This is a genomic window from Parafrankia discariae, from assembly GCF_000373365.1.
GTDB classification, from domain to species: Bacteria; Actinomycetota; Actinomycetes; order Frankiales; family Frankiaceae; genus Parafrankia; species Parafrankia discariae.
In genome coordinates, this window is the sequence record NZ_KB891208.1 from 220,580 (window position 1) to 243,899 (window position 23,320).

22 protein-coding genes are annotated in these 23,320 nt (G+C 74.9%); 14 read left to right on the forward strand and 8 right to left on the reverse strand.

The genetic code is table 11. From position 1 onward, the window contains the following. Nucleotides 1–32 precede the first annotated feature (32 nt). Together B056_RS0112395 and B056_RS46375 are read right to left on the reverse strand one after the other, a co-directional pair. Nucleotides 33–1,085 (reverse strand): transglutaminase family protein, encoded by a 1,053-nt coding sequence (locus B056_RS0112395; protein WP_026239620.1) that lies wholly within the window; start codon nt 1,083–1,085, stop codon nt 33–35. Next, nucleotides 1,082–1,558 carry a putative acetyltransferase gene (locus B056_RS46375; RefSeq protein ID WP_456095367.1) on the reverse strand — a complete coding sequence of 159 codons (477 nt, stop codon included), beginning with the start codon at nt 1,556–1,558 and terminating at the stop codon, nt 1,082–1,084. Before B056_RS46375 ends, B056_RS0112395 begins: the two co-directional genes overlap by 4 nt. 85 nt (nt 1,559–1,643) lie before the next feature. On the opposite strand from B056_RS46375, the gene fdxA reads away from it, so the two are divergent. From fdxA to B056_RS0112425, 6 genes are all read left to right on the forward strand, one after another. After that, the gene (gene fdxA, locus B056_RS0112400; RefSeq protein ID WP_018502185.1) at nt 1,644–1,967 is read left to right on the forward strand and encodes a ferredoxin; all 324 of its coding nucleotides are present in this window, start codon (nt 1,644–1,646) and stop codon (nt 1,965–1,967) included. Nucleotides 1,968–2,026: 59 nt separating this feature from the next. Continuing rightward, nucleotides 2,027–4,081, forward strand: a complete 2,055-nt coding sequence (gene dapC / locus B056_RS36245) for a succinyldiaminopimelate transaminase (RefSeq protein WP_018502186.1) — start codon at nt 2,027–2,029, stop codon at nt 4,079–4,081. A 59-nt stretch (nt 4,082–4,140) separates the two neighbouring features. Then, on the forward strand, nt 4,141–5,013 hold the full coding sequence (locus tag B056_RS0112410; protein ID WP_020572465.1) for a 2,3,4,5-tetrahydropyridine-2,6-dicarboxylate N-succinyltransferase: 873 nt from the start codon (nt 4,141–4,143) through the stop codon (nt 5,011–5,013). A 5-nt stretch (nt 5,014–5,018) separates the two neighbouring features. Further along, nucleotides 5,019–6,125 (forward strand): succinyl-diaminopimelate desuccinylase, encoded by a 1,107-nt coding sequence (dapE, locus tag B056_RS0112415; protein WP_018502188.1) that lies wholly within the window; start codon nt 5,019–5,021, stop codon nt 6,123–6,125. Between the two features lie 179 nt (nt 6,126–6,304). Then, on the forward strand, nt 6,305–7,129 hold the full coding sequence (locus tag B056_RS36250; RefSeq protein WP_051105597.1) for an LOG family protein: 825 nt from the start codon (nt 6,305–6,307) through the stop codon (nt 7,127–7,129). Continuing rightward, nucleotides 7,126–7,710, forward strand: a complete 585-nt coding sequence (locus tag B056_RS0112425) for an LOG family protein (protein ID WP_018502190.1) — start codon at nt 7,126–7,128, stop codon at nt 7,708–7,710. The genes B056_RS36250 and B056_RS0112425 overlap by 4 nt, the downstream gene beginning before the upstream one ends. A gap of 63 nt (nt 7,711–7,773) precedes the next feature. On the opposite strand, the gene folP is transcribed toward B056_RS0112425, so the two are convergent. After that, a complete protein-coding gene (gene folP / locus B056_RS0112430; protein WP_063826624.1) occupies nt 7,774–8,586 on the reverse strand; it encodes a dihydropteroate synthase in 813 nt (270 codons plus the stop codon). Nucleotides 8,587–8,846: 260 nt separating this feature from the next. Between folP and B056_RS0112435 the strand changes: the two genes are divergently transcribed. The 3 genes from B056_RS0112435 to B056_RS0112445 all read left to right on the forward strand — a co-directional run bounded on the left by B056_RS0112435 (nt 8,847) and on the right by B056_RS0112445 (nt 11,594). Next, nucleotides 8,847–9,371: a DivIVA domain-containing protein gene (locus B056_RS0112435; protein ID WP_154676984.1), complete on the forward strand. Its 525-nt coding sequence runs from the start codon at nt 8,847–8,849 to the stop codon at nt 9,369–9,371. A gap of 179 nt (nt 9,372–9,550) precedes the next feature. Beyond that, nucleotides 9,551–9,718 (forward strand): DUF3117 domain-containing protein, encoded by a 168-nt coding sequence (locus B056_RS40590; RefSeq protein ID WP_006544345.1) that lies wholly within the window; start codon nt 9,551–9,553, stop codon nt 9,716–9,718. A gap of 58 nt (nt 9,719–9,776) precedes the next feature. Next, entirely contained in the window at nt 9,777–11,594 is a 1,818-nt protein-coding gene (locus B056_RS0112445; protein ID WP_018502193.1) for a leucyl aminopeptidase, read from the forward strand. Between the two features lie 83 nt (nt 11,595–11,677). On the opposite strand, the gene B056_RS0112450 is transcribed toward B056_RS0112445, so the two are convergent. From B056_RS0112450 to B056_RS0112460, 3 genes are all read right to left on the reverse strand, one after another. Beyond that, a complete protein-coding gene (locus B056_RS0112450; protein ID WP_018502194.1) occupies nt 11,678–12,049 on the reverse strand; it encodes a hypothetical protein in 372 nt (123 codons plus the stop codon). A 59-nt stretch (nt 12,050–12,108) separates the two neighbouring features. Further along, entirely contained in the window at nt 12,109–13,299 is a 1,191-nt protein-coding gene (locus B056_RS41870; RefSeq protein WP_230202962.1) for a hypothetical protein, read from the reverse strand. Between the two features lie 349 nt (nt 13,300–13,648). Beyond that, entirely contained in the window at nt 13,649–14,311 is a 663-nt protein-coding gene (locus B056_RS0112460) for an O-methyltransferase (RefSeq protein WP_018502198.1), read from the reverse strand. A 166-nt stretch (nt 14,312–14,477) separates the two neighbouring features. Here B056_RS0112460 and sigE point away from each other — a divergent pair, with 166 nt between their 5' ends. The 4 genes from sigE to tatB all read left to right on the forward strand — a co-directional run bounded on the left by sigE (nt 14,478) and on the right by tatB (nt 20,143). After that, nucleotides 14,478–15,338, forward strand: coding sequence for an RNA polymerase sigma factor SigE (gene sigE, locus B056_RS0112465; RefSeq protein WP_026239623.1), 861 nt, complete (start codon nt 14,478–14,480; stop codon nt 15,336–15,338). Next, complete coding sequence (locus tag B056_RS39425) at nt 15,335–16,147, forward strand: anti-sigma factor family protein (RefSeq protein ID WP_026239624.1); 813 nt, start codon at nt 15,335–15,337, stop codon at nt 16,145–16,147. Before sigE ends, B056_RS39425 begins: the two co-directional genes overlap by 4 nt. Before the next feature lie 2,054 nt (nt 16,148–18,201). Then, nucleotides 18,202–19,275, forward strand: a complete 1,074-nt coding sequence (locus tag B056_RS0112480; RefSeq protein WP_230202963.1) for a S1C family serine protease — start codon at nt 18,202–18,204, stop codon at nt 19,273–19,275. 331 nt (nt 19,276–19,606) lie between these two features. Continuing rightward, nucleotides 19,607–20,143, forward strand: a complete 537-nt coding sequence (gene tatB, locus B056_RS0112485; RefSeq protein WP_020572468.1) for a Sec-independent protein translocase protein TatB — start codon at nt 19,607–19,609, stop codon at nt 20,141–20,143. Nucleotides 20,144–20,264: 121 nt separating this feature from the next. Here tatB and B056_RS0112490 read toward each other — a convergent pair whose 3' ends face one another. Continuing rightward, complete coding sequence (locus B056_RS0112490; RefSeq protein WP_018502202.1) at nt 20,265–21,407, reverse strand: Mrp/NBP35 family ATP-binding protein; 1,143 nt, start codon at nt 21,405–21,407, stop codon at nt 20,265–20,267. A 531-nt stretch (nt 21,408–21,938) separates the two neighbouring features. Here B056_RS0112490 and B056_RS0112495 point away from each other — a divergent pair. Continuing rightward, entirely contained in the window at nt 21,939–22,394 is a 456-nt protein-coding gene (locus B056_RS0112495) for a MarR family winged helix-turn-helix transcriptional regulator (protein WP_018502203.1), read from the forward strand. 63 nt (nt 22,395–22,457) lie between these two features. On the opposite strand, the gene B056_RS0112500 is transcribed toward B056_RS0112495, so the two are convergent. Further along, the gene (locus B056_RS0112500; protein ID WP_076784686.1) at nt 22,458–23,306 is read right to left on the reverse strand and encodes a PHP domain-containing protein; all 849 of its coding nucleotides are present in this window, start codon (nt 23,304–23,306) and stop codon (nt 22,458–22,460) included. Between the last annotated feature and the right edge of the window lie 14 nt (nt 23,307–23,320).

The window sequence follows — 23,320 nt, forward strand, 5'->3', positions numbered from 1 at the left end:
CCGCTGAGGCGACTCACTCCCCTTGTGGGGGGTTAGTTCAGGCGGGCTCGGGCGGCTGCGGCGGAGTGGCGGGCGGCCGCGGCGGCGGCGGGTTCCACGGTGGTGACCGCGTCGGCGAAGTTGGTCAGGTCCGCCGCGCCGCCGAGGAAGTCGCCCAGCCGGACCCGCAGCTCGCCCCGCTCGCGCCGCAGCGCGGCGGGATGGCGGGGCAGCAGGAGCGACAGCTCCACCGCCCACAACCGGGTACGCGGGACGTCGGTGCGCGCCGCGAGCACCCGGATGTTGCCCAGGACCCTGGTGAGCAGGTCGTCCGGGGTCATCGGGGCGAGCTGGGCCCGGGTGAACGGCGCGCCCGCCGCGCGTACCCGGGCCGCCGCGTCGTGCACCGTCATGATCTCCCCGCCGGCGTACGGGTCGACGAGGACGTTCTCGTGGGGCGCGCCCACCGCGACGATCACATGGCCGGGCAGCCCGACGGCGTAGGCGGGGACGCCGATCCGGCGCGCGACCTCGATCCACACGATGGACAGCAGGATGGGCAGTCCGCGGCGCCGGCTGATCACCTCGGGCAGCAGTGAGGCCCGCACGTCGTCGTAGTCGGACTCGTGTCCGGCGAACCCGGCCCTCCGGCCGAGGGACTCGCGCAGTGCCTCGGCGGCGGCGCGCAGGTCCAGCCCGGTCAGCGTGCCCCCGCCGGCGTTGGCGCCCGCGCCGGCCGCAGTGCCTCGATCCGCCGCGCCCGCGCCGGCGGCCGTGCCCCGATCCGCCGTGCTTCGTTCCGTCATGCCCGGGTCGGCCGCCGGGTCGCCTGAGGCGGCCTCGGCGGTGGCCTCCGCCCCGGACGCGGCGCCGGTGTCGGTGCCGGTGCCGGCAGCGGCACCGGCCGCGTCACGGCCGCGCGGAGCGGCCCGGTGGGCCGCGAGCAGGGCGGCGGCGTCGGCGGCCAGCGCGTCGAGGGCGCGGGTCGTCTCGGCGGGGTTCGTCTCCGGGCCGGCCTCGGCGGCGATCAGATGGCACGCGAGTGCGAGGTCGACGGGCTCGCGGCGGACGACGGTGGCGAACATCCGCCTGCTGTGGGCGCTCACCGCTGGACCTCCGCACTCGGGCCGGCGCCACCCGGGTCGGCGCCACTCACGTCCCGGTCGCCGCCATTGTCCCCGGTATCGTTGGTACCGGCGCCCGGGTACTCTCCAACCGCGTCGGCGTCGACCTGGCCCGTCGTGGGTGGACCGGCGCGGCGATCTGATTCCGTGATCTGATCGTTGCGTTGCGCAATGTCGTGGCGAGGGGGCGTTCCGGGCTGGTCCAATGGTGTCGCCCAAGCGGGGGGCCGCCGATTGGCCCGCCGGGGTGTCAAGGGCACGACACGCGCCGCTACGAGGGATTCCTCGGGCACACTCACTGTCGTACCGTCGGTGCGGCGGAGGCGGAGCTCGCCATCCGACCAGGACTCAAGCGTGCCCAGAACATCGCTCAGGGGGAGTGGGCCAGAGATACGGCGCCGGATCACGACCCGGGAGCCGATGTCGGCCGGAGTGATGTGGACGACATACACCACTAGTGCACGCCCTTGTTGTCGACACCGAACGGTCCAGGTCGATACTAAGGAATCAGTCGCCCGTGAGCTCGAGGAGGAACGTCCGGTGACCTACGTCATCGCGGAGCCCTGTGTTGATGTGAAGGACAGGGCTTGCATCGAGGAGTGCCCGGTCGACTGCATCTACGAAGGCGGACGGATGCTCTACATCCAGCCTGACGAGTGCGTCGACTGCGGTGCCTGTGAGCCCGTCTGCCCGGTTGAGGCGATCTACTACGAGGACGACGTCCCCGACCAGTGGAAGACCTTCACCGACACGAACGCATCGTTCTTCGAGGAGCTCGGCTCGCCCGGCGGCGCCTCCAAGGTCGGCGCCCTCGACTTCGATCCGCCCACCATCTCGGCGCTGGCTCCCCAGGGCGAGTCCTGACCGGTTCAGGGGAGTCGGCCAGACCGTCCCGGACGATCAGATCGCCGGGGCGGTCGCGGGTGCGGCTGCCCGACTTCCCGTGGGACCACCTGGTCTCGTACAAGGAGAAGGCGCGGTCGCATCCGTACGGGCTGGTGGACCTTTCGGTGGGTACCCCGGTCGACGCGACGCCGGCGGTGGTGCGCCATGCCCTCGCCGGTGCCGCGGACTCTCCGGGGTACCCGCTCACCGCGGGTACACCTGATCTTCGCGAGGCCGCGGCCGGCTGGCTGGCCCGCCGGCTCGGCGTGCTGGTGGAACCGTCCGCGGTGCTGCCGGTGCTCGGCACCAAGGAGCTGGTCGCCCAGCTCCCCTCACAGCTCGGCCTGGAGCCCGGGGACCGCGTCTGGGTACCCACCCCGGCCTACCCGACCTACGAGGTCGGCGCGCTGCTCGCCCGCTGCGAGCCGGTCGTCGGCCCCGCCGAGGGCGTCGCCCTCGTCTGGCTCAACTCGCCCGGCAACCCGACCGGGCGCGTCCTGTCGGTGGACGAGATGCGCGCCGTGGTCACCTGGGCGCGCGAGCGCGGCGTGATCGTCGCCAGCGACGAGTGCTACATCGAGCTCGGCTGGGAGGCCCGCGCGGTCTCGGTGCTCCACCCGGACGTCTGCGGCGGCTCCCACGAGGGCCTGCTCGCCGTCCACTCGCTGTCCAAGCGCTCGAACCTCGCCGGGTACCGGGCCGGGTTCGTCACCGGTGACCCCGAGCTCGTCGACGGGCTGCTCCAGCTCCGCAAGCACGCGGGGCTGATCATGCCGTCGCCGGTGCAGGCGGCGATGACGGCCGCGCTCGCCGACGACATGCACGTCGCCGACCAGCGGGCCCGTTACGCCAACCGGCGGGCGGTGCTCGCCGCGGCGCTCGCCGTCGCCGGCTTCACGATCGATCACAGCGAGGCCGGTCTCTACCTGTGGGCCACCCGCGGCGAGGACTGCTGGGCCACGGTGGACGCGCTGTCCAGCGTCGGTGTCCTGGTCGCGCCGGGAAGCTTCTACGGCGAGTCCGGCCGGCGGCACGTGCGGGTCGCGCTGACGGCCCCGGACGCGCAGATCGCCACCGTCCCGGAGCGGATGACCATGCTTCCCATGGTGGGCGTCCCGGGTGGTGCCCAGGCCACGCCGGGCTGGGGCCAGCAGCCGGCCGGCTACCCGCCCGCCGGGCCGCCCGGCTACCCGCCCGGCCCCGCGGCGTCGGGGCCACACCCGGTGGGTGCGGGCCATGCCGGTGACCAGAACTGGTCCTCCGGCCGGCCGGCCGGATACGGAGCGGCTGAGCCGGCACGGGCGGATCAGGGCTCGGTCGGCTCGTTCGACCGGTACCGGGCGAGCCAGCCCGATCCGGGCGCCCGGGCGTCCCAGGAGTACCGCTCCACCCAGGATTTCAACTCGGCTCCGGACTACCGGCAGCCCGAGGAGTACCGGCAGCCCGAGGAGTACCGGCAGTCCCAGGACGGCCGGCAGCCCGGGGAGTACCGGCAGTCCGAGGAGCACCGGCAGCCGCAGGAGAGCCGGCAGGCTCAGGAGTACCGACAGCCGCAGGAGTACCGACAGCCGCAGGAGTACCGACAGCCCCACGAGACCGGGCCGGCCCGGGAACAGGGGCAGCCCCAGGACTTCCGGGGGGGCCGGGACGTCCGCTCGGGGCAGCCCGGAGATCCGTACCGGGATCCGCAGGGCGCCCACCGCCGGCCCTACTCCGGTGCCGGTGAGAACGCCGCCGGGCCGGGCGCGCTGCCGCCGTACCAGACCGGCCAGCTGCCCGTGCCCGGGTACCAGACGGGCCAGCTTCCGGTTCCGCCGTACGAGACCGGTCAGACTCCGGTTCCGCCGTACGAGACCGGTCAGACTCCGGTTCCGCCGTACGAGACCGGTCAGCTTCCGGTTCCGCCGTACCAGACCGGGCAGCTGCCCGTCCCGCCGTACCAGACGGGTCAGCTTCCGGTTCCGCCGTACGAGACCGGTCAGCTTCCGGTTCCGCCGTACCAGACCGGGCAGCTGGCCGTCCCGCGGCCCGGTGGCGGCGAACCCGGGGACAGGAACTCGTCAGGCTGGGGCTCGGAGCCTGACGTCCGCTGACCCTCCCGGCCGCGAGCGCCGTTCACCCCGAGACCCGTAGGGTCTTATCCGTGAGCAGCGTGAGCGGAGCAAACCCCAGCCCATCGGACGCGGGTGTCACGTCCGGCGAAGTCGCGTCTCCCCTGGACCGGGCCATCGACGACCTGTGGGAGCGTCGCGGTGAGCTGACGCCGGAGGACACCCAGGCCCGCAAGGTCATCGTGGGCGCGGTCGACGCGATCGACGCCGGCGAGGCCCGGGTCGCCCAGGTCGCCGCGGACGGCCGGGTCGCCGTCGACGAGCGGGCCAAGCGGGCGATCCTGCTGTCGTTCAAGGTCCTGCCGATGGTCGAGTCGGCCGCCGGCGACTTCCACTTCCACGACCGCGTCCCGCTCAAGACCCGGTTCGACGGCGTGCGGGTGGTGCCGGGCGCGATCGTCCGCTGGGGTGCCCACGTCGAGCCCGGTGCGGTGCTCATGCCCAGCTACACCAACATCGGCGGCTACGTCGGCGCCGGGACCCTCGTCGACACCTGGGCGACGGTCGGCTCGTGCGCCCAGGTCGGGCGCAACGTCCACCTCTCCGGCGGGGTCGGCCTGGGCGGCGTGCTCGAGCCGCCGAGCGCGGTGCCGGTCGTCGTCGAGGACGACGCGTTCGTCGGCAGCCGCTGCATGGTGGTCGAGGGCGCCCGGGTCCGGCGCGGCGCGAAGCTCGGCGCCGGGGCGATCCTGACGGCGTCCACCCACGTCTTCGACGCGGTGACGGGGGAGGAGTACCCGCGCGGGGAGATCCCGGAGCGCGCGGTGGCCGTCGGTTCCAGCCGGGTCCGCTCCTTCCCGGCCGGCGAGTTCGCCATGCCCTGCATCCTCGTCCTGCGCACCCTGGACGAGGGCGAGATCCACGACAAGCTCGCGCTGAACGACATCCTGCGTGAGCACGGCGTGGCCTCCTGACCGTCATGAGTCTCGATCTGGCGCTGCCCGTCGGTGATCTGACGCGTGCCCTCGTGGACGTGCCGTCGGTCAGCGGCGACGAGGGCACGCTCGCCACGGCCGTCGAGGAGGCGCTGCGTTCCCTCGGCGGCCTGGAGATCCTGCGCGACGGCGACGCGGTGCTCGCGCGGACCGGCCACGGCCTGCCCACCCGGGTGCTGCTGGCCGGTCACCTGGACACGGTGCCGATCGCCGACAACCTCCCGGCCCGCCTCGACGGCTCCCGCCTGTACGGCTGCGGGACGTCCGACATGAAGGCCGGGGTGGCCGTGATGCTGCGCCTGGCGGCGCTCCTCGGCACCCCCGCGCCGGCGCCGGTCTCGGGGGCGGGGGCGGTCGCGCGGCACGACGTCACCTGGGTCTTCTACGACAACGAGGAGGTCGGGGCCGCCCGTAACGGGCTGCGCCGGCTCGCCGAGCGGCACCGCGACTGGCTCCAGGCGGATCTGGCGATCCTCATGGAGCCCACCTCCGGCGAGATCGAGGCGGGCTGCCAGGGCACGCTGCGGGTGGTGGCCACCGTGCCGGGCCGCCGCGCGCACTCGGCCCGCTCCTGGCTCGGGGAGAACGCCATCCACCAGGCCGGGGAGCTGCTGACCCGGCTGGCGCGCTACCGGCCGCGGTCCGTCACGCTGGACGGCTGCACCTACCGGGAGGGCCTCTCGGCGGTCCGGATCGACGGTGGCGTGGCCGGCAACGTGATCCCGGACAGCTGCCGGGTCACGGTGAACTTCCGCTTCGCCCCCGACCGGGACCCGAAGGCCGCGCTGGCGCACGTGACCGAGGTACTGGACGGCTACGACCTGGTGCTCGACGACTCCGCCGGCGGGGCCCCGCCGGGGCTGGCCGCCCCGGCCGCGGCGGCCTTCGTGGCGGCGACCGGGCGGGCCCCGGTGGCCAAGTACGGGTGGACCGACGTGGCACGGTTCGCCGAGCTGGGCATTCCGGCGCTCAACTACGGTCCCGGCGACCCGAACCTGGCGCACACCCGCGACGAGTACGTCGAGGTGGCGGTGATCGAGGAGACGGAGCGCGTGCTCGGCTCCTACCTGACCGGCCCGCGCACGCCCTGAGCTTCTGGCACCCGGGCGGATCTGCGTATGGTGCGGACGTGACTCGGTCCGCCTACCCTGATCCGCCGGGCGGCGGATCGACATCCCAGCCGATCGTTCCCGCGGCGGCGGAGCCCGTTCCCGGCCCGGGGCCCGTTCCCGCCGTGGAGCCCGCTCCCGAAGCGGGGCCCGTTCCCGCCATGTCCAGGCGGACCAGGCGGGGCGGCGGGCCGCCGCCCGAACAGCGCCGCGGCCCGGTCACCGCGCGCCGTGGGCAGGTGCAGCGTTCCACCACGGACCAGCGCCTGCTCGACACCCGCAGCCCGGCCTCGTTCATCCACAACGACCCGTGGCGGGTCCTGCGCATCCAGAGCGAGTTCGTCGAGGGCTTCGGGCTGCTGGCGGACCTGCCCCCGGCGGTCACGGTCTTCGGCTCGGCGCGGGTCGGCCGGGACGAACCCGAGTACGAGCTCGGGCGCCGGCTCGGCGCCGCGCTGGTCGACGCCGGCTACGCGGTGATCACTGGTGGCGGGCCGGGCGCGATGGAGGCGGTCAACCGGGGGGCGCAGGAGGCCGGCGGGCTCTCGGTCGGCCTCGGCATCGAGCTGCCCTTCGAGCAGGACCTCAACGACTGGGTCGACCTGGGCGTCAGCTTCCGGTACTTCTTCGTCCGCAAGACGATGTTCGTGAAGTACGCCGAGGCCTTCGTCATCATGCCAGGCGGGTTCGGCACCCTCGACGAGTTCTTCGAGGCCCTCACCCTGCTGCAGACGGGCAAGGTGACCCGGTTCCCGGTCGTGCTCATGGGCACCGCCTACTGGTCGGGCCTGCTGGACTGGCTGCGCTCGACCGTCCTCGGCTCCGCCCGGATCAAGCCGGGTGACCTCGACCTGGTGACCCTGACCGACGACGTCGACGAGGCGGTGCGCCTGATCCTCGAAGGGACCGGCCGCGCCGACGAGGCGGGTGGGACCGCCACCGAGGGCGGCGGGACGACGGACCCGGTGGGTGGGGCGCCCGCGTGAACGTCTGTGTCTACTGCGCGTCCTCGGATCACATCGACCCCTCGTTCGTGCTGCTGGCCGCCGAGGTCGGCACGGAACTCGCCCGGCGCGGGCACGTGCTGGTCTCGGGCGGCGGCTCGGTCTCGTGTATGGGCTCCCTCGCCCGGGCCGCGCGGGCCGGCGGCGCGCACACGGTCGGCGTGATCCCCACGGTGCTGCTGGCGATGGAGGTCGGGGACACCGACTCCGACGAACTGGTCGTCACCACCACGATGCGTGAGCGCAAGGCCGTCATGGACGACCGCGCCGACGGGTTCCTGACCCTGCCGGGCGGGCTCGGCACCCTCGAGGAGCTCCTCGAGATCTGGGTGGCCGCGGTGCTCGGCCTGCACGCCAAGCCGGTCGTCGTCCTCGATCACGACGGTGTGTACGCGCACCTGCGTCTGCTCGTCGAGGACCTGGTGGGCCGCGGCTTCGTCCGCCCGCGGGCCCGCGACACCCTGATCTGGGCGACCAGCGTGGCCGAGGCCTTCGACATCCTCGAGGCGGGCGGCGTCGCCCCCCGGGTGCCCACCCAGGGTGAGGTCGCCGAAGGCGAGTGACCGCCCCGCACCGCCGCCGCGCCGCTCCGGCACGGGGGCACCGTGGTGGTCGGTCCGGCCGGGTCAGACCACGCCGCGGCGCGCGATCCGCAGATCGACGTCCCCGCGCAGCGCGGAGACCATCCGCAGCGTGCGCCAGGTGGCGGCGACCTGGTGCGCGCGGAAGACCCGGGCGCCCAGCCAGGCCGCCACGGAGGTCGCCGCGAGTGTGCCCTCCAGCCGCTCGTCCACGGGGGCGTCGAGGACCTCGCCGACGAAGTCCTTGTTGGACATCGCGACCAGCACCGGCCACCCGGTCGCGACCAGCTCCGGCAGGCGGCGGGTCGACTCCAGCGAGTGCCGGCTGTTCTTGCCGAAGTCGTGCCCGGGGTCGATGAGCACCCCGTCGGCCCGGGCGCCCAGCGACACCGCCCGCTCGGCCAGCGCCGTCGTCGTCGCGGCGATGTCGGCGACGACGTCGGCGTAGGCGATCCGGTGCGGGCGGGTCCGCGGCGGCAGGTGGCCGGCGTGGGTGCAGACCAGCCCGGTGCCGAACTCGGCGGCGACCTCGGCCAGCTTCGGGTCGACCCCGCCCCAGGCGTCGTTGAGCAGGTCGGCGCCCTCACCGGCCACCACCCGCCCGACCTCGGCGCGCCAGGTGTCGACGCTGATCACGACCTCCGGGTGGCGGGCCCGCACCGCCGCGACGAACCCGCCGACCCGGCGTAGTTCCTCGGCGGCGTCGACCTCCTCGCCCGGGGCCGCCTTGACCCCGCCGATGTCGATGATCCCGGCTCCGGCGTCCACCGCCGCGTCGGCGGCGGCGAGCGCCTCGGCCTCGCCGTAGGTGGCCCCGCGGTCGAAGAAGGAGTCCGGAGTGCGGTTGACGATCGCCATCACGACGAGCTCGGACGGCGCGAACACCCGCGTGCCCAGGCGCAGCGGCCGCGCCGGCACCGTCCCGGCCGCCGGGCCGGGCGCGTCGGCCGGGCGGGGCTCGCCGGCCGGGCCGGGCGCGTCGGTCGGGCGGGGCTCGCTGGTCGGGAAGGCGTCGGCGGACACCCCGCAACCCTGCCAGAGACCGCGGGCCGGCGGGATCGACCCGGGGCCGCCGGGTGGGTCCGCCCGGCCCACCCGGGCATGGCACGATCGACGTCGTGGTGCTCGCAGTGGAGATCGTGCTCGTCGCGGTGGTCGTCTTCGTCGTCGCCGCGCTGGCCGTCGGCCGGTTCGACCGGATGGCACCGGCCGTGCCCGACGGGCCGCACACCGGCCTCGGCGCGCGTTCCGTGGTGGCCGACGACGTGGCGGACGTCCGGTTCGGCATGGCGGCCCGCGGCTACCGGATGGCCGAGGTCGACGCCGTCCTGGCCCGGCTCGCCTACGAGATCGCCTGGCGTGACGAGGAACTCGCCCGCCGGGACGACGAGCTCGTCCGGCTCGCGGAGTTCGCGCATCTCGGCGTGGCCGCCAACGCCAACGGCTACACCGACGCCGGGGTGGACCCCGGGGTCGACGTCGACCCCGAAGCCGACACCGACACCGACGCCGGGCCGGAGAAGCCTGATCCGGAGCCGCTTGATCCGGAGCGGCCGGATGCCAACGGGGGGGACACACGCGGCCCCGCGGCCTCGACGTCCGAGCGAGAGGCCTCGGCGCCCGGGGAAAACGAGCTTGGGTAACCGTAGTGAATCACACCAGAGTCCCTCGTTCGGAGCCGCCGGAGCCCCTCTGTGGCCACCGAAGCCACTACCTCTCCGTGACCGTTGTGATTCCCCGCAGGGACGTGTTTCGGTTTGCGGGCCGGTCTCCGGGATAATCGTCGTCAGACGCAGGTCCGACGGCAGGAAGAGGTGCACCGATGGCGGCCATGAAGCCGCGGACGGGTGACGGTCCGCTCGAGGTCACCAAGGAGGGGCGCGGCATCGTCATGCGCGTCCCGCTCGAAGGGGGCGGCCGACTCGTCGTCGAACTCACAGCCGACGAGGCGAGTGCGCTGGGAGACGCTCTCAAGATCGCGGTCGGTTAGGCTCGGTGGTCACCTACCCCCGGCCCGGCGGGCGAGCCCGTGGGGCGGAGCCGTCCGCATGACGACCGCCGCTCCCGCCCAGGACGCCGACCTCATCGACTCGAGGTACCGCGCGCCTCTCGTCATTCTCACCTCCATCGAGCACCCGCCGTCAGCCGGTGGGCCCGAGCCCGGCGAGCCGCCGAGTCGGGGCGGGACCGGGGGGACCGGTGAGGCGCCGGGCGAACCGGTGCCGCCCGGCGTGCCCGTCACGCCCCTCACACCCGGCGTGCCCGACACACCCGGCGTGCCCGACACCGTCGGCACGGCGGTCGGCTGGGACTGCACCGTGCTCGCAGTCGTGGTCACGAGGGTCGACGGTGCCACGATCGTCGGTGCGGCGGGTCGGAGCGCCTGCGCGCGCGTCGGCGCGGACCCGGACCGCCTGATCGAGAACGAGGCCTTCCGGGGGGACGCGGGGGGTGTCCTGGTCGTGCCGCTGTCGCGCTCCGAGCGACCGTGGCGGCTGTTCCTGCTCGGCGTGGGTGCCGGCGAGACTGCCGGCTGGCGTTCGGCCGGCGCGGCTCTCGCGCGCCGTGCGGGCACCCGCGGGCGGCCCTTCGTCGTCGCCGACCCGGACGCCGAGCAGACCTACGCGTTCGTCGAGGGCTTCGCTCTGGGCTCCTACCGCCCGGCCGCCGTCGTCACCGGCGCGGCTCCCGAGGACCCGAGCGCCGAGGACCCGAGCGCCGAGCCGGCCTCCGGGTCGGCCGACCCCACCGGGCCCGCGCCCGACGAGCCGCCGGCCGACCCGCGCGCCGAGCGGATCCTCGTCCTGCGCACGGAGCGACCCGAGGAACCGGCGCTGATCGAGGCGGCCCGCCGGGCCCGCGCCGTGGCGGACGGTGTGTGCCTCGCCCGTGATCTGATCAACATGCCGAGCCTCGTGAAGACGCCGCGCTGGCTCGCGGACCAGGCCGTGCGGGCCGCGGCCCAGGCCGGCCTGGGCGTCACCGTGCTCGACCACGCCGACCTGGTCAGCCAGGGCTTCGGCGGCCTGGTCGCGGTGGGCGGGGGCTCCCCGCGCCCACCCTGCCTGGTGACACTGACCTACGACGGTCCGCCCGGCCCCGGCGGGCGGACTCCCGGCCACCGGGTGCTGGTCGGCAAGGGGATCACCTTCGACTCCGGCGGGCTGTCGCTCAAGCCGTCGGTCTCGATGGCCGGCATGAAGACCGACATGTCCGGCGCGGCCGCGGTGCTCGGCGCCATGGTCACGCTGGCCGAGCTGGAAGTTCCCGGCAAGGTCACCGCGCTGCTCTGCCTCGCCGAGAACATGATCGGCGGGTCCGCCGTCCGACCCGGTGACGTGATCACCTGCTGGGGCGGGACGACGGTCGAGGTGCTCAACACCGACGCAGAGGGCCGGCTGGTGCTCGCCGACGGGCTGGCCTACGCCGCCGCCACCCTCGCCCCCGACCAGGTCGTCGACCTGGCCACGCTGACCGGGGCGATCACCGTCGCGCTCGGCCGGCGCACCGCCGGCCTGTTCTCCTCCGACGACACACTGGCCGGCGAGCTCGCCGACGCGGCCGGCCGCGCGGGAGAGCGGGTCTGGCGGCTGCCGCTGACCGAGGAGTACCGGCCGGCCATCGACTCGCCGGTCGCCGACCTGGCGAACATCGGCCGGGCGCTGGACGTCAGCGGTGGGTCGATCACCGCCGCGCTGTTCCTCCGGGAGTTCACCGCGGGCCTGCCCTGGGCGCATTTCGACATCGCCGGAACGGCCCGGGCGGACTCCGACGACGGCGAGATCAGCCGCGGCGGCACCGGCTGGGGAGTGCGCACCCTGCTCGCCTACCTGGCCGGCGCCCCGGCGGGCGAGCAGCCCACCTGACGGAGCGGTTCCGCGGTTCCGCGGAACCGCGGACGCCGCATGGTGTCCGGCGGCCCCCGTCGGAGGGATGGGGAAGCGGGCCGTCAGCGGCCGGAGGGGCTGGCGGAGCCCAGCGCCGCGAGTTGCCGCCGGGCCCAGCTCAGGCTGTCCTTCTCCGGCATGACGGCGGGCCAGCCGGCGAGCGCGGCCTCGACGGCGTACCGGTCGGTGTCGGCGAGGACGTCCACGAGAAGCTCGTCCACATCGGCCTGGTCCACTCGGAGCTGATCGAGGTAGCGGGCCAGGATGCCGCCGGGGTGCGGCTCGCGCACCGAGTAGACCTCGCCCGTGTCGACCACCCAGTTCAGCCGGTAGGTGGAGTGCTCGTCGTCCGCCCTGGTCCAGCCGTCCCCGAACGTGATCTCCTCGGACGCCCGTCGGCGGGGATCGGCGTCGTAGAACTCGCGGATGTTCATGCGTACGCCCTCCCCCTCCAGGGCACCCACACAAACGTCGCCAGGACGGGTTAGGACGGCTACCCGGGCAGCGCCGGCTGCCCGACGACCGCCGCGAGGGCGGTTTCGTACCCGGCGGCCATCTCCTCCGGGAGGATCAGCGAGAGCCGCAGCACGATCGTCCCGCGCACGTAGGTGTACTCCTTGGGCAGGTCACCGCCGACGGGGGCGCGCAGGGCCGCGCCGCGGCCCGCGGCGGCGGCGGGATCGACGAAGACCTCGATGGCACCGCCGCGCTCGATGGCGTCCGCCGGCGCGCCGGCGATCTCGCTCGCGCTGACGCGACCGTCGGCGAAGGCGACCCGGCCGGAGTACCCGCCGGGACGGCCCAGCAGGCCGTCGGGGTCGTTCTGCGCCGTGTAGACGACCGTCGTCCGCAGCGGCAGGCCCTGGTTGGCGAGCAGGATCGCGACCTGCTCGGCTGTCGGCCCCGTGCCCGTGCCCGTGCCCGTGCCCGTGCCGCCGGTCGTCGGGTCGGCCGTGCCGATGGGCCGGCCGCCGCTGGCCGGGCCCGCGGCGGCGGTGCCCGATCCGCTGGTCACCCGGTTGAGCGTGTAGCCGGCCGCGCCGGCGAGTAGCGCGACCCCGAGCAGGAACGCCACCCAGCCGAGCCAGTTCTCCCGGTGCGGTGGCGGTGGTGACTGCGGCGGCGCCGGTGGCCGCTGCGCGAAGCCGCCCGCGGTCGGGTACCCCGGCCGCCCGCCGGGGCCGCCGGGCTGTCGGTCCCGGCCCGGATGGGTGGCGCGCATGGAGTCACCGGATCGATCGGGGTGGCCGGGGCGGGCGGGTCCGCCGGATCGATCGGGGTAGCCGCTTCGGTTCCCCTGACGGCCCTGGTGTCCGCCGCCGGCCCGGTTCCCGGCGCCGCCGGGGCGCGCGGCGGGACGGCGTGGGCCGGAGCCGGTGTCGCGCTGCCCGGGGCCGCGGTGTCGAGGGTCGCGATAGGCGTGATCGTCGTATCCGGTGTGATCGTCATAGCTGGCGTGGTCGTCATGGCCGGCGTCGCGATGTCCGGTGTCCGGCCGGCCCCCGTCGCGGCGGTCGGAGCCGTGGCGTGAGGGGTTCGGGTACCCGGAGCCGCGGTATCCGGGGTCGTGGTGTTCGCGATCGCCGTACCCGGCGTCGTGGCCGTACCCGGCGTCGTGGTGGTCGGCCTCGCGGCGCGTGGAGCCACGGTGGTCGAAGTCGTCGTCGAAACGACGACGATCCACCTCACTCCGCGCCACGTCACTCCGCACGACGTCCACTCCCGGCCTCGACCGTCACCGAACGGCTCGCGCCGGTCGGCGTGGCGGCGCCCCGCGCTCGCGCGGCGGGACGCACACCGCCGGGTGTCCCGGGCCGCGCGGGTCCGCTCCGGACGTCCCGCGGACGACCCGGCGTGGCCTGGCGGCCGTCGCTCGGCCAGTGCTCGTCGGCACGCGGGTCGTCCGGTCGGACAGGATCCGGGTGGGCAGAGCTGAAACGCTGTGTCGACGGCACGGACGTAGCGCCCGGCCCACAGAGACTAATCGGTTATAGCGGTCGAATGCACCGATCCCGGTACCGTCGGCGGGGCGATCAGCCGACGGGGGAGGATTTCGCCACGACGGCCACGAGCAGGCCGTCCCCGGTCGTGAGCAGCATCTGGGTGAGGCGCACGTCGTCCCGGACGGCGGTCGCCAGCTCCCGGACGGCCACGGACTCCTGGGTGCGGGTGGCCGGGTCGCCGATCTGCCCGCCCGCGAGGACCCCGGTGAACGCCACGATCCCGCCGGGGCGGAGCAGGCGGAGCGCCTGGGTCAGGTACTCGGTGCTCTCTCGCCGGTCGGCGTCGCAGAACACCAGGTCGTAGGCGCCGTCGGTGAGCCGGGGGAGGACCTCGAGGGCCCGCCCGGTGATCAGCCGGGAGCGGCCGGGGGCCATCCCGGCGTCGGCGTAGATGCGGCGGGCGAGCCGCAGGTGCTCGGCCTCGACGTCGATCGTGGTCAGGGTGCCGTCCGGGCGCATTCCGCGCAGCAGCCACGTTCCGGACACACCGGTACCCGTGCCGATCTCGACGACCGCGCGGGCGCCGACGGACGCGGCGAGGAAACGGAGCACTGCCCCGACACCGGGGCTGACCGGGGCGATCCCGACCTCCTCGGCGCGGGCGCGGGCAGCACGAAGAACGGGGTCTTCCACGAGGAAGCCCTCGGCGTAGGCGACGGCAGATTCCCGTGCGGCGATGTCGATGTCCGGCATGACATCCGCAGCCTACGGGAACGGGAGACAAGACAGGAACGTTCGTCTTGTCAGTGCGCCCGTGTCGACTGGGTCGAGGGGAGAAACATCGGTGTCCGCAGCGGGATTCGCCGCTCCCTGGCCGGCGCGTCGGGTACGTTCGTCGCGAACCGACCGAGAGGCGGCTGTGGCGGCGCAGGAGTTCGGGGCTGGTTCGGCCGTCTCCGACGCGGCCGCCACCCCAGAAGTAGCTGGTTGGGTGCCCCCGTCCTGGGAGGACGTGGTCCGGGAGCACGGTAACCGGGTGTATCGCCTTGCCTATCGTCTGACGGGCAACGCGCACGACGCCGAGGACCTCACCCAGGACGTCTTCGTCCGGGTGTTCCGCTCGCTGGCTGACTACACCCCCGGCACGTTCGAGGGGTGGCTGCACCGCATCACGACCAACCTGTTCCTGGACCGGATGCGTCGCCAGCAGAAGATCAGGTTCGACGCGCTGCCGGAGGACACCGAGCGCCTGGCCGGCCGGGAGGCCAGCCCGGAGGCCGTGTACGCCGAGAGCCATCTGGACGCCGACGTCGAGGCCGCCCTCGCCGCGCTGCCGCCGGACTTCCGGGCCGCGGTCGTGCTGTGCGACATCGAGCAGCTCTCCTACGAGGAGATCGCGCAGACGCTCGGGGTCAAGCTCGGCACCGTCCGCAGCCGGATCTCCCGGGGCCGGGCGATGCTGCGCGCCGCGCTCGCCGACCGCGCCCCGCGTGGCATGGCGGTGGCGGCTGACGACGGGGTCTCGAACGCCGCGGCGGCGCCGTCCACGGGGTCGTCCCAGGCCCAGGCGGAGACCAGCGGCTCCTGGGAACGGCCACCGGCGGGCGCCACGGGTGCCACCGGTGCGCCGGGTTCGGGCGAGAGTCAGCTCGCGGTCGACGCCGCCGCCGTCGAACCAGACAGGTCGGGGCGTCGCGGTCGCCGGACCGACCGCCGGCGAGGTCCGGTGAGTAGTGCCGTCGGAGCCGAGGGCGGTGCTCCGCGGGAGCGGCGGGCGTGAGCAGCCATCTCGGTGAGCGCCTCACCCCCCTGGTCGACGGGCAGCTCAGCCACGACGAGCGGGATCGCGCGCTGGCACACCTGGCCTGCTGCTCCGACTGTCAGGCGGAGGTAGCCGAGCAGCGCAGGCTCAAGGCCCGGCTCTCCGCCCTGGCCACTCCCGCCCTCCCCAGCACGTTGACCTCCACGCTGCTCAGCCTCGGCGCTCGCGAGTACCAGGCCGCGCGGCCCGCGCCGGCCCCCCCGCGCAGAATGCCCGCGATGGCCAGCGGTTTCGTCGCCGAGGGATCCGCCCCGCGCAGGTCGGTTCGCCCGGCCGCCTCGCCGGCGCGCCAGGCGGGCCTGGTCCGCACCGGCCGCCCCGCTCGACCGGGCGGTGCGCCGTCCCGGCCGGGAGCCTTCCCCGGCCGGTCGGTCGCACTCGTCGGACGTCCGCCGGGGGCCGTGTCGCCCCGGGTCCCGGCCGGGTCCGGGCGGCTCACCGCCGGCGCACCGGGGTGCGGTGCGCCCGGTGTCGCTCTGGCCGACCCCGGGGTTGCCGTACACGCCACGGGGCACAGCCGACCGGCGGTCATCACCCCCCGGCCGCGCCGGCACGGCCGGATGCGGCGGACGCTCGTCGGGTCGGCCGCGTTCATGCTGCTCGCGGTCAGCGGCGCGGCGCTCGCGGACGGGCGCCCGGTGCCCCGGAGGCCGGACCAGACCTCGGTCCCCACGGTCGCGACCGTGATCCCGGCGAAGGCCCCGGCGGCCGGTGTTCCCCGCCCGGCCCAGATGATCGCCTCGGTGTCCTTCCCGCGGCGTCCCTAGCCCTCGACGGCACCCCCGGCGCGGCCCGCGAGCCCTTCGTAGCGCCGTGGCCGTGCCCTGCGTGGCGCCATGAGTGATCGTTTGATGGCCCCATCGGGCTAGCGCGAAGGTCGGCCACCGAGCTTTTTCGCTGCCGAAAAGGGCAGGTCGGTAACCGCGGAGTGCACGAACGCGCCGACTCCCTCACGATGAGTGGTCTCGGCGGCCTGTGCCGGCGGATTTGGTGTCTGGTGGCCCTCCTGTGCCGCTCCGTGAACCTCTACCGTGTTGTCCGCTCGGTCTCGCGGGCCGCGGTGGTGCAGGAGCCGCCGCCGGTCCGCAGCGCCGCGAGCCGAGCACATCGGGGAGGGCATGTGGACACCACCGGCGACGACCAGACCACCGATGCCCGTCCTGGCACGGACGAGGCAGAGCCCCCGTCGGTGCCCGTGCCCGCGCCCCGCTCGCGGGCGGCGGAGGGCACCGTGCCGTCGTCGGGGGGAGCGAGCCGGCCGGTTCCGGCCTCCCTGCCACTGCACGGGCCGGAACGCCGCCCCCCGGCGGAGCGTCGCCCGGGCCCCGAGACCCGGGCGGAACCGCCGCGCCGTGCCGCGCCGGCGGCGGAACGGTCGCCCTTCGCCGAACCGGTCCGGACCACCACGCGCGCCAGCACGCCCACCGCCGGGCGCCCACCCACCGTTGGGAGCTCGTCGGCGCCGGGCTCGTCCGCGACGGGCCACACCGGGGCCACCGGCGGCACCCGCGACGAGGCGACCAGGCGGGCCGGTGCGGAACGGGACGGCGCCGGCCCGCGAGGCCCGGCCGCGCGGGCGACGTCCGGCCGGGAACCGGCGGACCGGGAGTCGCCGATTCGGGAGGCACCCACTCGAGAGGCACCGAGCCGGACGGCACCGAGCCGGGAGATCTCCAACCGGGAGGCGCCCGTCCGGGAGGCGGCGGCTCGGGAGGCGCCCGCTCGGGGGACGGCTACGCGGCAGGCCGCCGCCGCGCCGAAGGGTCCGGCGGGTCGGCCGGGCGGCGTTCCGCCCGTCGCGCCCACCGCCTCGGACGGTGGCGCCGCGCAGGCCCCAGTCGCGCGGGAGGGCCGAGCCGCCCAGAACGGCCAAGTCGCCCAGAACGGCCGAGTCGCGCAGAACAGCTCGCCCCCGCGGAACGGTTCCGGCGCCCGGGGCGCCACCGTGCAGAACGGCTCGTCCCCGCGGAGTGGTTCCGGCGTCCGGGACGCGGCCGCCCGGAACGGCGCCGCCACCCGCGACGCCAGCGGGGGCGACTCGTCCGCCCGGGACCTCGCCGGGCGCCAGGGCCCCGCGAGCCCCGAAGGCGCGGCCCGCGGGCCGATCGCGCCGCCAGCCAGGGAGCCCGGCCGGCGTGACACCGCGCCCCGCGCGGGCACTCCGGAACGCGACGCTGGTGGAGGCGGTGTCCCGGGCGTGGGCGCGAAGGCGAGTATGCCAGCGCAGTCGCGGCCCGCGGCCGCGCCGCGCCCGGCCGCGCGGGCCGGCACATCTCCGCCGGAGAGCGCGACTTCGCGGCCGGCGGTCGCGCGGGAGAACTCGCGGCCTTCGGCCCAGCGCCCGCAGAGCCCCCTGCCGCCGGCCTCGCGGGAGGCCATCCCGCGGGAAGCCGTCCCACGGGAGGGCCACCGCGGGCCGATCTCGCGCGACGCCGACCAGCGTGTCGCGGCCCGGCCGGCGGCCGACCCGCTGGTGGATCCGGTGGGGGCCCGGCGTGCCGCGCGTCCGCCCACGCCGCCCCCCTCGGAACTCGCGCCATCCGGCAGATCCGCGTCCGCCTCGTCCGTGCGTGCTCCCGCCGCTCCATCCGGGCCGGCGACCTCCACGGCTGGGCCCTCCACGGCTGGGACGTCCAGGGCCGGGAAATCGGCGGCTGGGAAATCGGCGGCCGCCGGCTCCGCGGCGGGGGCGTCGACGTCCGACGCGTCGCCGGCTGACTTGGCCGGGGACGGGGCCGGGGGCGATGCGGCCAGAGCCGCGGGGGCGGCGACGCACCACCGCGGCGCCGCTCCGAAGATCCGCCACAGCCGGCGGGCCCTCGTGATCACGGCGGTGATCGCCGGGCTGCTGGGGGGAGCGACCGGGGGCTGGGTGACCAGCCTGGTACTGGGCGACTCCGTGGGGGCGTCGCCGGCGGCGTCCGCCGCGGCCGCGCCCACGGTCATCGACCCCGGTTCGGTGGCCGGGGTGGTCGCGCGGGTGATGCCGTCCGTCGTGACCATCGACGTGACGGCGGGGGCCGAGGGCGGGAACGGCTCCGGGGTGATCATTCGGTCCGAGGGCTACGTGCTCACCAACAACCATGTCGTCGCGCCGGCGGTGAACGCGGGTGGCCAGGTGATGATCACGATGAGTGACGGTGCCGAGCCGGTGCTCGCCGAGATCGTCGGGCGGGACGCCCGCTCGGATCTCGCGGTGCTGCACATCCCCGGTGCCTCCGGGCTGCCCGCGGCGACGCTGGGGCGGTCAGGTTCGCTGGTCGCCGGCGCTCCGGTGATCGCGATCGGCGCGCCCTTCGGCCTCTCCGGGACGGTCACCACGGGGATCGTCAGCGCGCTGGACCGGAACCCGACCGTGCCCGCCGAGGGCGGCGGGGCTTCTGTGATCATCGGTGCGATCCAGATCGACGCGGCGATCAATCCCGGGAACTCCGGTGGCCCGCTGCTCGACGCCCGAGGCCAGGTCGTCGGCCTGAACACGGCGATCGCGACGGCACCGGGCGGCCAGGCGCCGTCGGGCAGCGTCGGGGTCGGGTTCGCGATCCCGATCGACTACGCCGCGTCGGTGGCGGACGAGATCATCCGGACGGGGCGGGCCACCCACCCCTACACCGGGGTGTCGGCCGCGACGGTCACCGCCGCCGAGGCCCGGGCACGCGGTACCACCCCGGGCGCGATCATCCGTGACGTCGAGCCGGCGGGGCCCGCGGCCGCGGCCGGACTGCTGCCGGGCGACATCATCACCCGGGTCGACGACACCGTCGTCACCAGCACGAACGATCTCACCGGGGCCACCCGGCTGCGCCATGTCGGGGACACGGTGACCGTGACCTTCCGGCGCAACGGAGCGGAGAGCACCGCGCGGGTGGTCCTCCAGGAACAGCCGACCAGCTGATACCGCGGTGGTTGTCGGACGGCAGCCCCGCTGAGAGGGGGAGCCGGTCGTCGGCGACGCGGCGGTTCCGCGGAACCGCCTCCCTGCCTTGCCCGGCCCGCCTTGCCCCGGTCGGCTGTGTCGGCGCCGTCGAGGGGCACGGGGTGGCGCTTCGGTGCGGGTATCCGGGTGTCCGGACGCGGTCCGGGCTCGGGCCGCGGCGGAACCGCCTGGTCGGGTGCGTGCGCCCGGACGGCGCGGTCGGTGGCCCAGGTGACAGTGGCGCTCAGGACACCTGTTCATCATGTCCGAGCCCTTCGCCGGCGGCGGCAGGCGGGGTACTCTGACCGTTGTGTTCAACGGCGTCGGGTGGGGCGAGGTAGTCGTACTGCTCCTGATCGGGCTGTTCGTCTTCGGCCCCGATCGGCTGCCCAGGGCCGCCCGCGACGCGGGCCGGATGCTGCGCCAGTTCCGCCAGATGGCGAACGGCATGCGCAACGACCTGCGCTCCGAGCTGGCCGACCTCGACCTGCGGGACCTGCATCCCAAGACCTTCGTCCGCAAGCACCTCTTCGAGGGCGATGACGACGACTCCCTGTTCCCTGCCTACCCGGGCAAGCGGACGTCGTTCGAGTCGCTGCTGGGCGAGGACGAGCCGCCGGTCACGCCCGCGCTGACCAAGGCCCACCTGCCGACCGGCGCCGAGAGCGGTCCGGCGGCCAGGGCTGGCGGCGCGAAGCCGGTGAACCGGCCGTCACTGACCAAGCCGAGCCCGACCGGCGGAACCGCTGTCGCGGCCAGTCCGCCCACGCCAGCCCCGGCACCGGTGCGCGTGGAGCGGGCGGAGCCGAAGTCGACTCCGCCCCCGTTCGACCCCGACACGACCTGATACCCCGGCCATCCGGCCCTGGTCGCCGGTCGGCTCCACCAGTCTTCCCAGGCAGTCCACACAGGGCCCTGCCGGTTCAACCGGCAGGGCCCTGTGCGTGTCTGTTCCGTCTCCGGACGGGTCAGCGGCGGGCGGGGCTGATGTCCAGCGAGCGGCCGGACAGGCCGCGGGAGCGGAAGGTCAGCCGCTCGGCGACGGCGCGCAGCGCCTTCCCGGCCTCGGAGTCGGGGTCGGAGAGGACCAGCGGCTTGCCGGAGTCGCCGCCCTGCCGGAGGCGGACGTCCACCGGGACCTGGGCGAGCAACGGCACCTCGTGGCCGAGCACCCTGGTCAGCCGCTCGGCGACGGCCGCGCCGCCGCCCTCGCCGAACACGTCGACGCGCTCGCCGCAGTGCGGGCACGGCATGTAGGCCATGTTCTCGACCACGCCGACCACGTTCTGGTGGGTCTGGACGGCGATCGTCCCGGCCCGCTCGGCGACCTCGGTCGCGGCGAGCTGGGGTGTGGTCACCAGCAGCAGCTCGGACGAGGGAACCAGCTGGGCCAGGGAGATCGCGATGTCCCCGGTGCCGGGCGGCAGGTCGAGGAGCAGGACGTCGAGGTCGCCCCAGAAGACGTCCGAGAGGAACTGCTCGAGGGCCCGGTGCAGCATCGGGCCGCGCCAGGTGACGGGCTCGTTGCCACGGGTGAACATCCCGGTCGAGATGACCTTCACGCCGTGCGCCTGCGGCGGCATGATCATTTTTTCGACCTGGGTGGGTGGCCGGTCGATGCCCAGCATCCGGGGGACGGAGTGGCCGTAGATGTCCGCGTCGAGGACGCCGACGGCGAGCCCGGACTGGGCCATCGCGGCCGCCAGGTTGACGGTGACCGACGACTTGCCGACGCCGCCCTTGCCGCTGGCCACGCCGTAGACCCTGGTCATCGACCCGGGCTGCGCGAAGGGGATGACCCGCTGCGGGGTGCCGCCCCGCAGCTTCTCGTGCAGGGCGCTGCGCTGCTCGGCGGTCATCACCTCGAGGGTCACCCGCACGTCGCGGACGCCGTCCACACCGGTGACGGCGCGGGTGACCCGGGAGGTGATCTCATCCCGCATCGGGCAGCCGGAGACGGTCAACAGAACGACCACATCGACGGATCCGTCGTCGCGAACGTGGACCGAATCCACCATGTCCAGTTCGGTGATCGGCCGTCCGATCTCCGGGTCCAGCACGGTCGCCAGGGCGGACTGGATGGCGTCGGACGAAGGCAGGGCTGGTGGCAAGGGAAACCTCGGTCGCGGGTCGACATCCTCGGTCGTGGCCGACCTCGGATGTGGCATAGCGGGGGGCTCGGGTGCCGGACCGTGCTCGACGGGTCCGGCGCAGTCGTGTTCGGGATCGGCCCGCCGGGGTGTGTACCGCCGGGACGGGCGTGTGGACGGGTCACGGTGCACAGATCGCGGGTCGGCTGGGTACCGGGCGCGACCTCGTTCCACGATAGCCCGCGCGTGGGCGGCCGGGCCGGGCCGGCGGTGGGGGGCCTGACACGGTGGGGCGGGCGACGCCCGGCGTGCGGGAATGCGGCGGCCCGGGTGGCACGTTCGATCGGGCGGTTCGGTTGGGCGGTTCGGTCGGGCCCGGCGGTGCGGTCGGCGTCTGAGGGCGCCCGTGGTCCGGGCGGGACCGTACCGGCTCGTCGTACTCTGATCCACATGGGGCGGGAGAATTCGACCGTGACCGAGCAGAGGGTGACCGAAGCCTGGAGATCCGGGCCCGGGCCGGCCGAGCCGAGATGGATGGTGGACGCTCGCGGCATGAGGGCCTGGCGGCAGCTACTGCGGGCGCACGCGCACGCCACGCGGCTTCTGGAGGCCGAGCTCGAGGCCGCGCACCAGCTTCCGCTGGCCTCCTACGACGTTCTGGTGCAGCTCGCCGAGGCGCCCGGCCACCAGCTCCGGATGAGTGAGCTGGCGCAGAAGGTGCTGCTGTCCCGCAGCGGGCTGACCCGGCTGGTCGATCGCCTGGAACGGGAGGGCCTGGTGGAACGCCGGTCCTGCCCGTCGGACGCCCGCGGCACGCTGGCGACGCTCACCGACGCGGGGCTCAACCGGCTGCGGGACGCCTCGGGCACCCACCTCCGGGGGGTGGCGCGGCACGTTCTGGACCACTTCACTCCGGAGGAGCAGGACATCCTCGGGGATCTGCTGAGCCGGCTCGGCGGTCCGGAACCCCCGCCCGCGCCCGGCACCGGCTGCGGTTCCGGGGTCTGACCGGCCGGAGCCGGGTTCGCCACCGGCCACCGTCATGTTCGCCACCCGCCGCCGTCGGGTCCGCTACCCGCGGATCGGGCTGGAACCGCTGGCCTTCGCGACCAACGCCTCGTAGCTGTCCCTGGACGTGGTCTCCGACCCGAGGCTCCGCCGATCGTGGTCCCCGTGGAAGTCGCTCGAGCCGGTGATCACCAGATCGAGATCGGCGGCGATCTCCCGCAACTGCGCCCGGGCCTGCGGTGGGTGATCCGGGTGGTCCACCTCGACGCCGGTCAGCCCGTCCCGGGCCATGGCGACGATGATGTCCGGCCCGACGGTCTTGCCACGGGCACTGGCGAACGGGTGCGCGAACACGCTCACACCCCCGGCGTTCCGGATCAGCCGCAGGGTCTCGTGGACGTCCGGCTGGGCCTTCTCGGCCCAGAAGCGCCCGCCCGCGCCGATCCACTCGCGGCTGAACGCGCTGTTCACGTCGGGGACCAGCCCCGCCTCCACCAGCGCGGCCGCCACGTGCGGACGTCCGACGGTGCCCCGGGCCAGCTCCTGGACCCGCTCCCAGCGCACCGGGTGACCGGCCGCGGCGAGCCGCTCCACCATCCGGCGGGCGTGCGTGGCCCGCTCCTCGCGCAGTCGGGCCCGGACCGCGGCGAACCGGGGCTCGGCCCGGTCGAAAAGGTAGGCCAGGACGTGCATCGAGATCTGGTGCCCGTGCACCACGACCCGGCAGGAGATCTCCGCGCCGGGCACCAGCGTCAGGCCGGTGGGCAGCGCCGCCGCGGCCCGGTCGATCCCGCCGGTGGTGTCGTGGTCGGTCAGCGCGAGCACCTGGAGGCCGGTCGCGGCGGCCAGCCGGACAAGCTCCTCCGGGCTGGCCGACCCGTCCGACGCGGTCGAATGGGCGTGCAGGTCGATCCCGGAGGACGGAC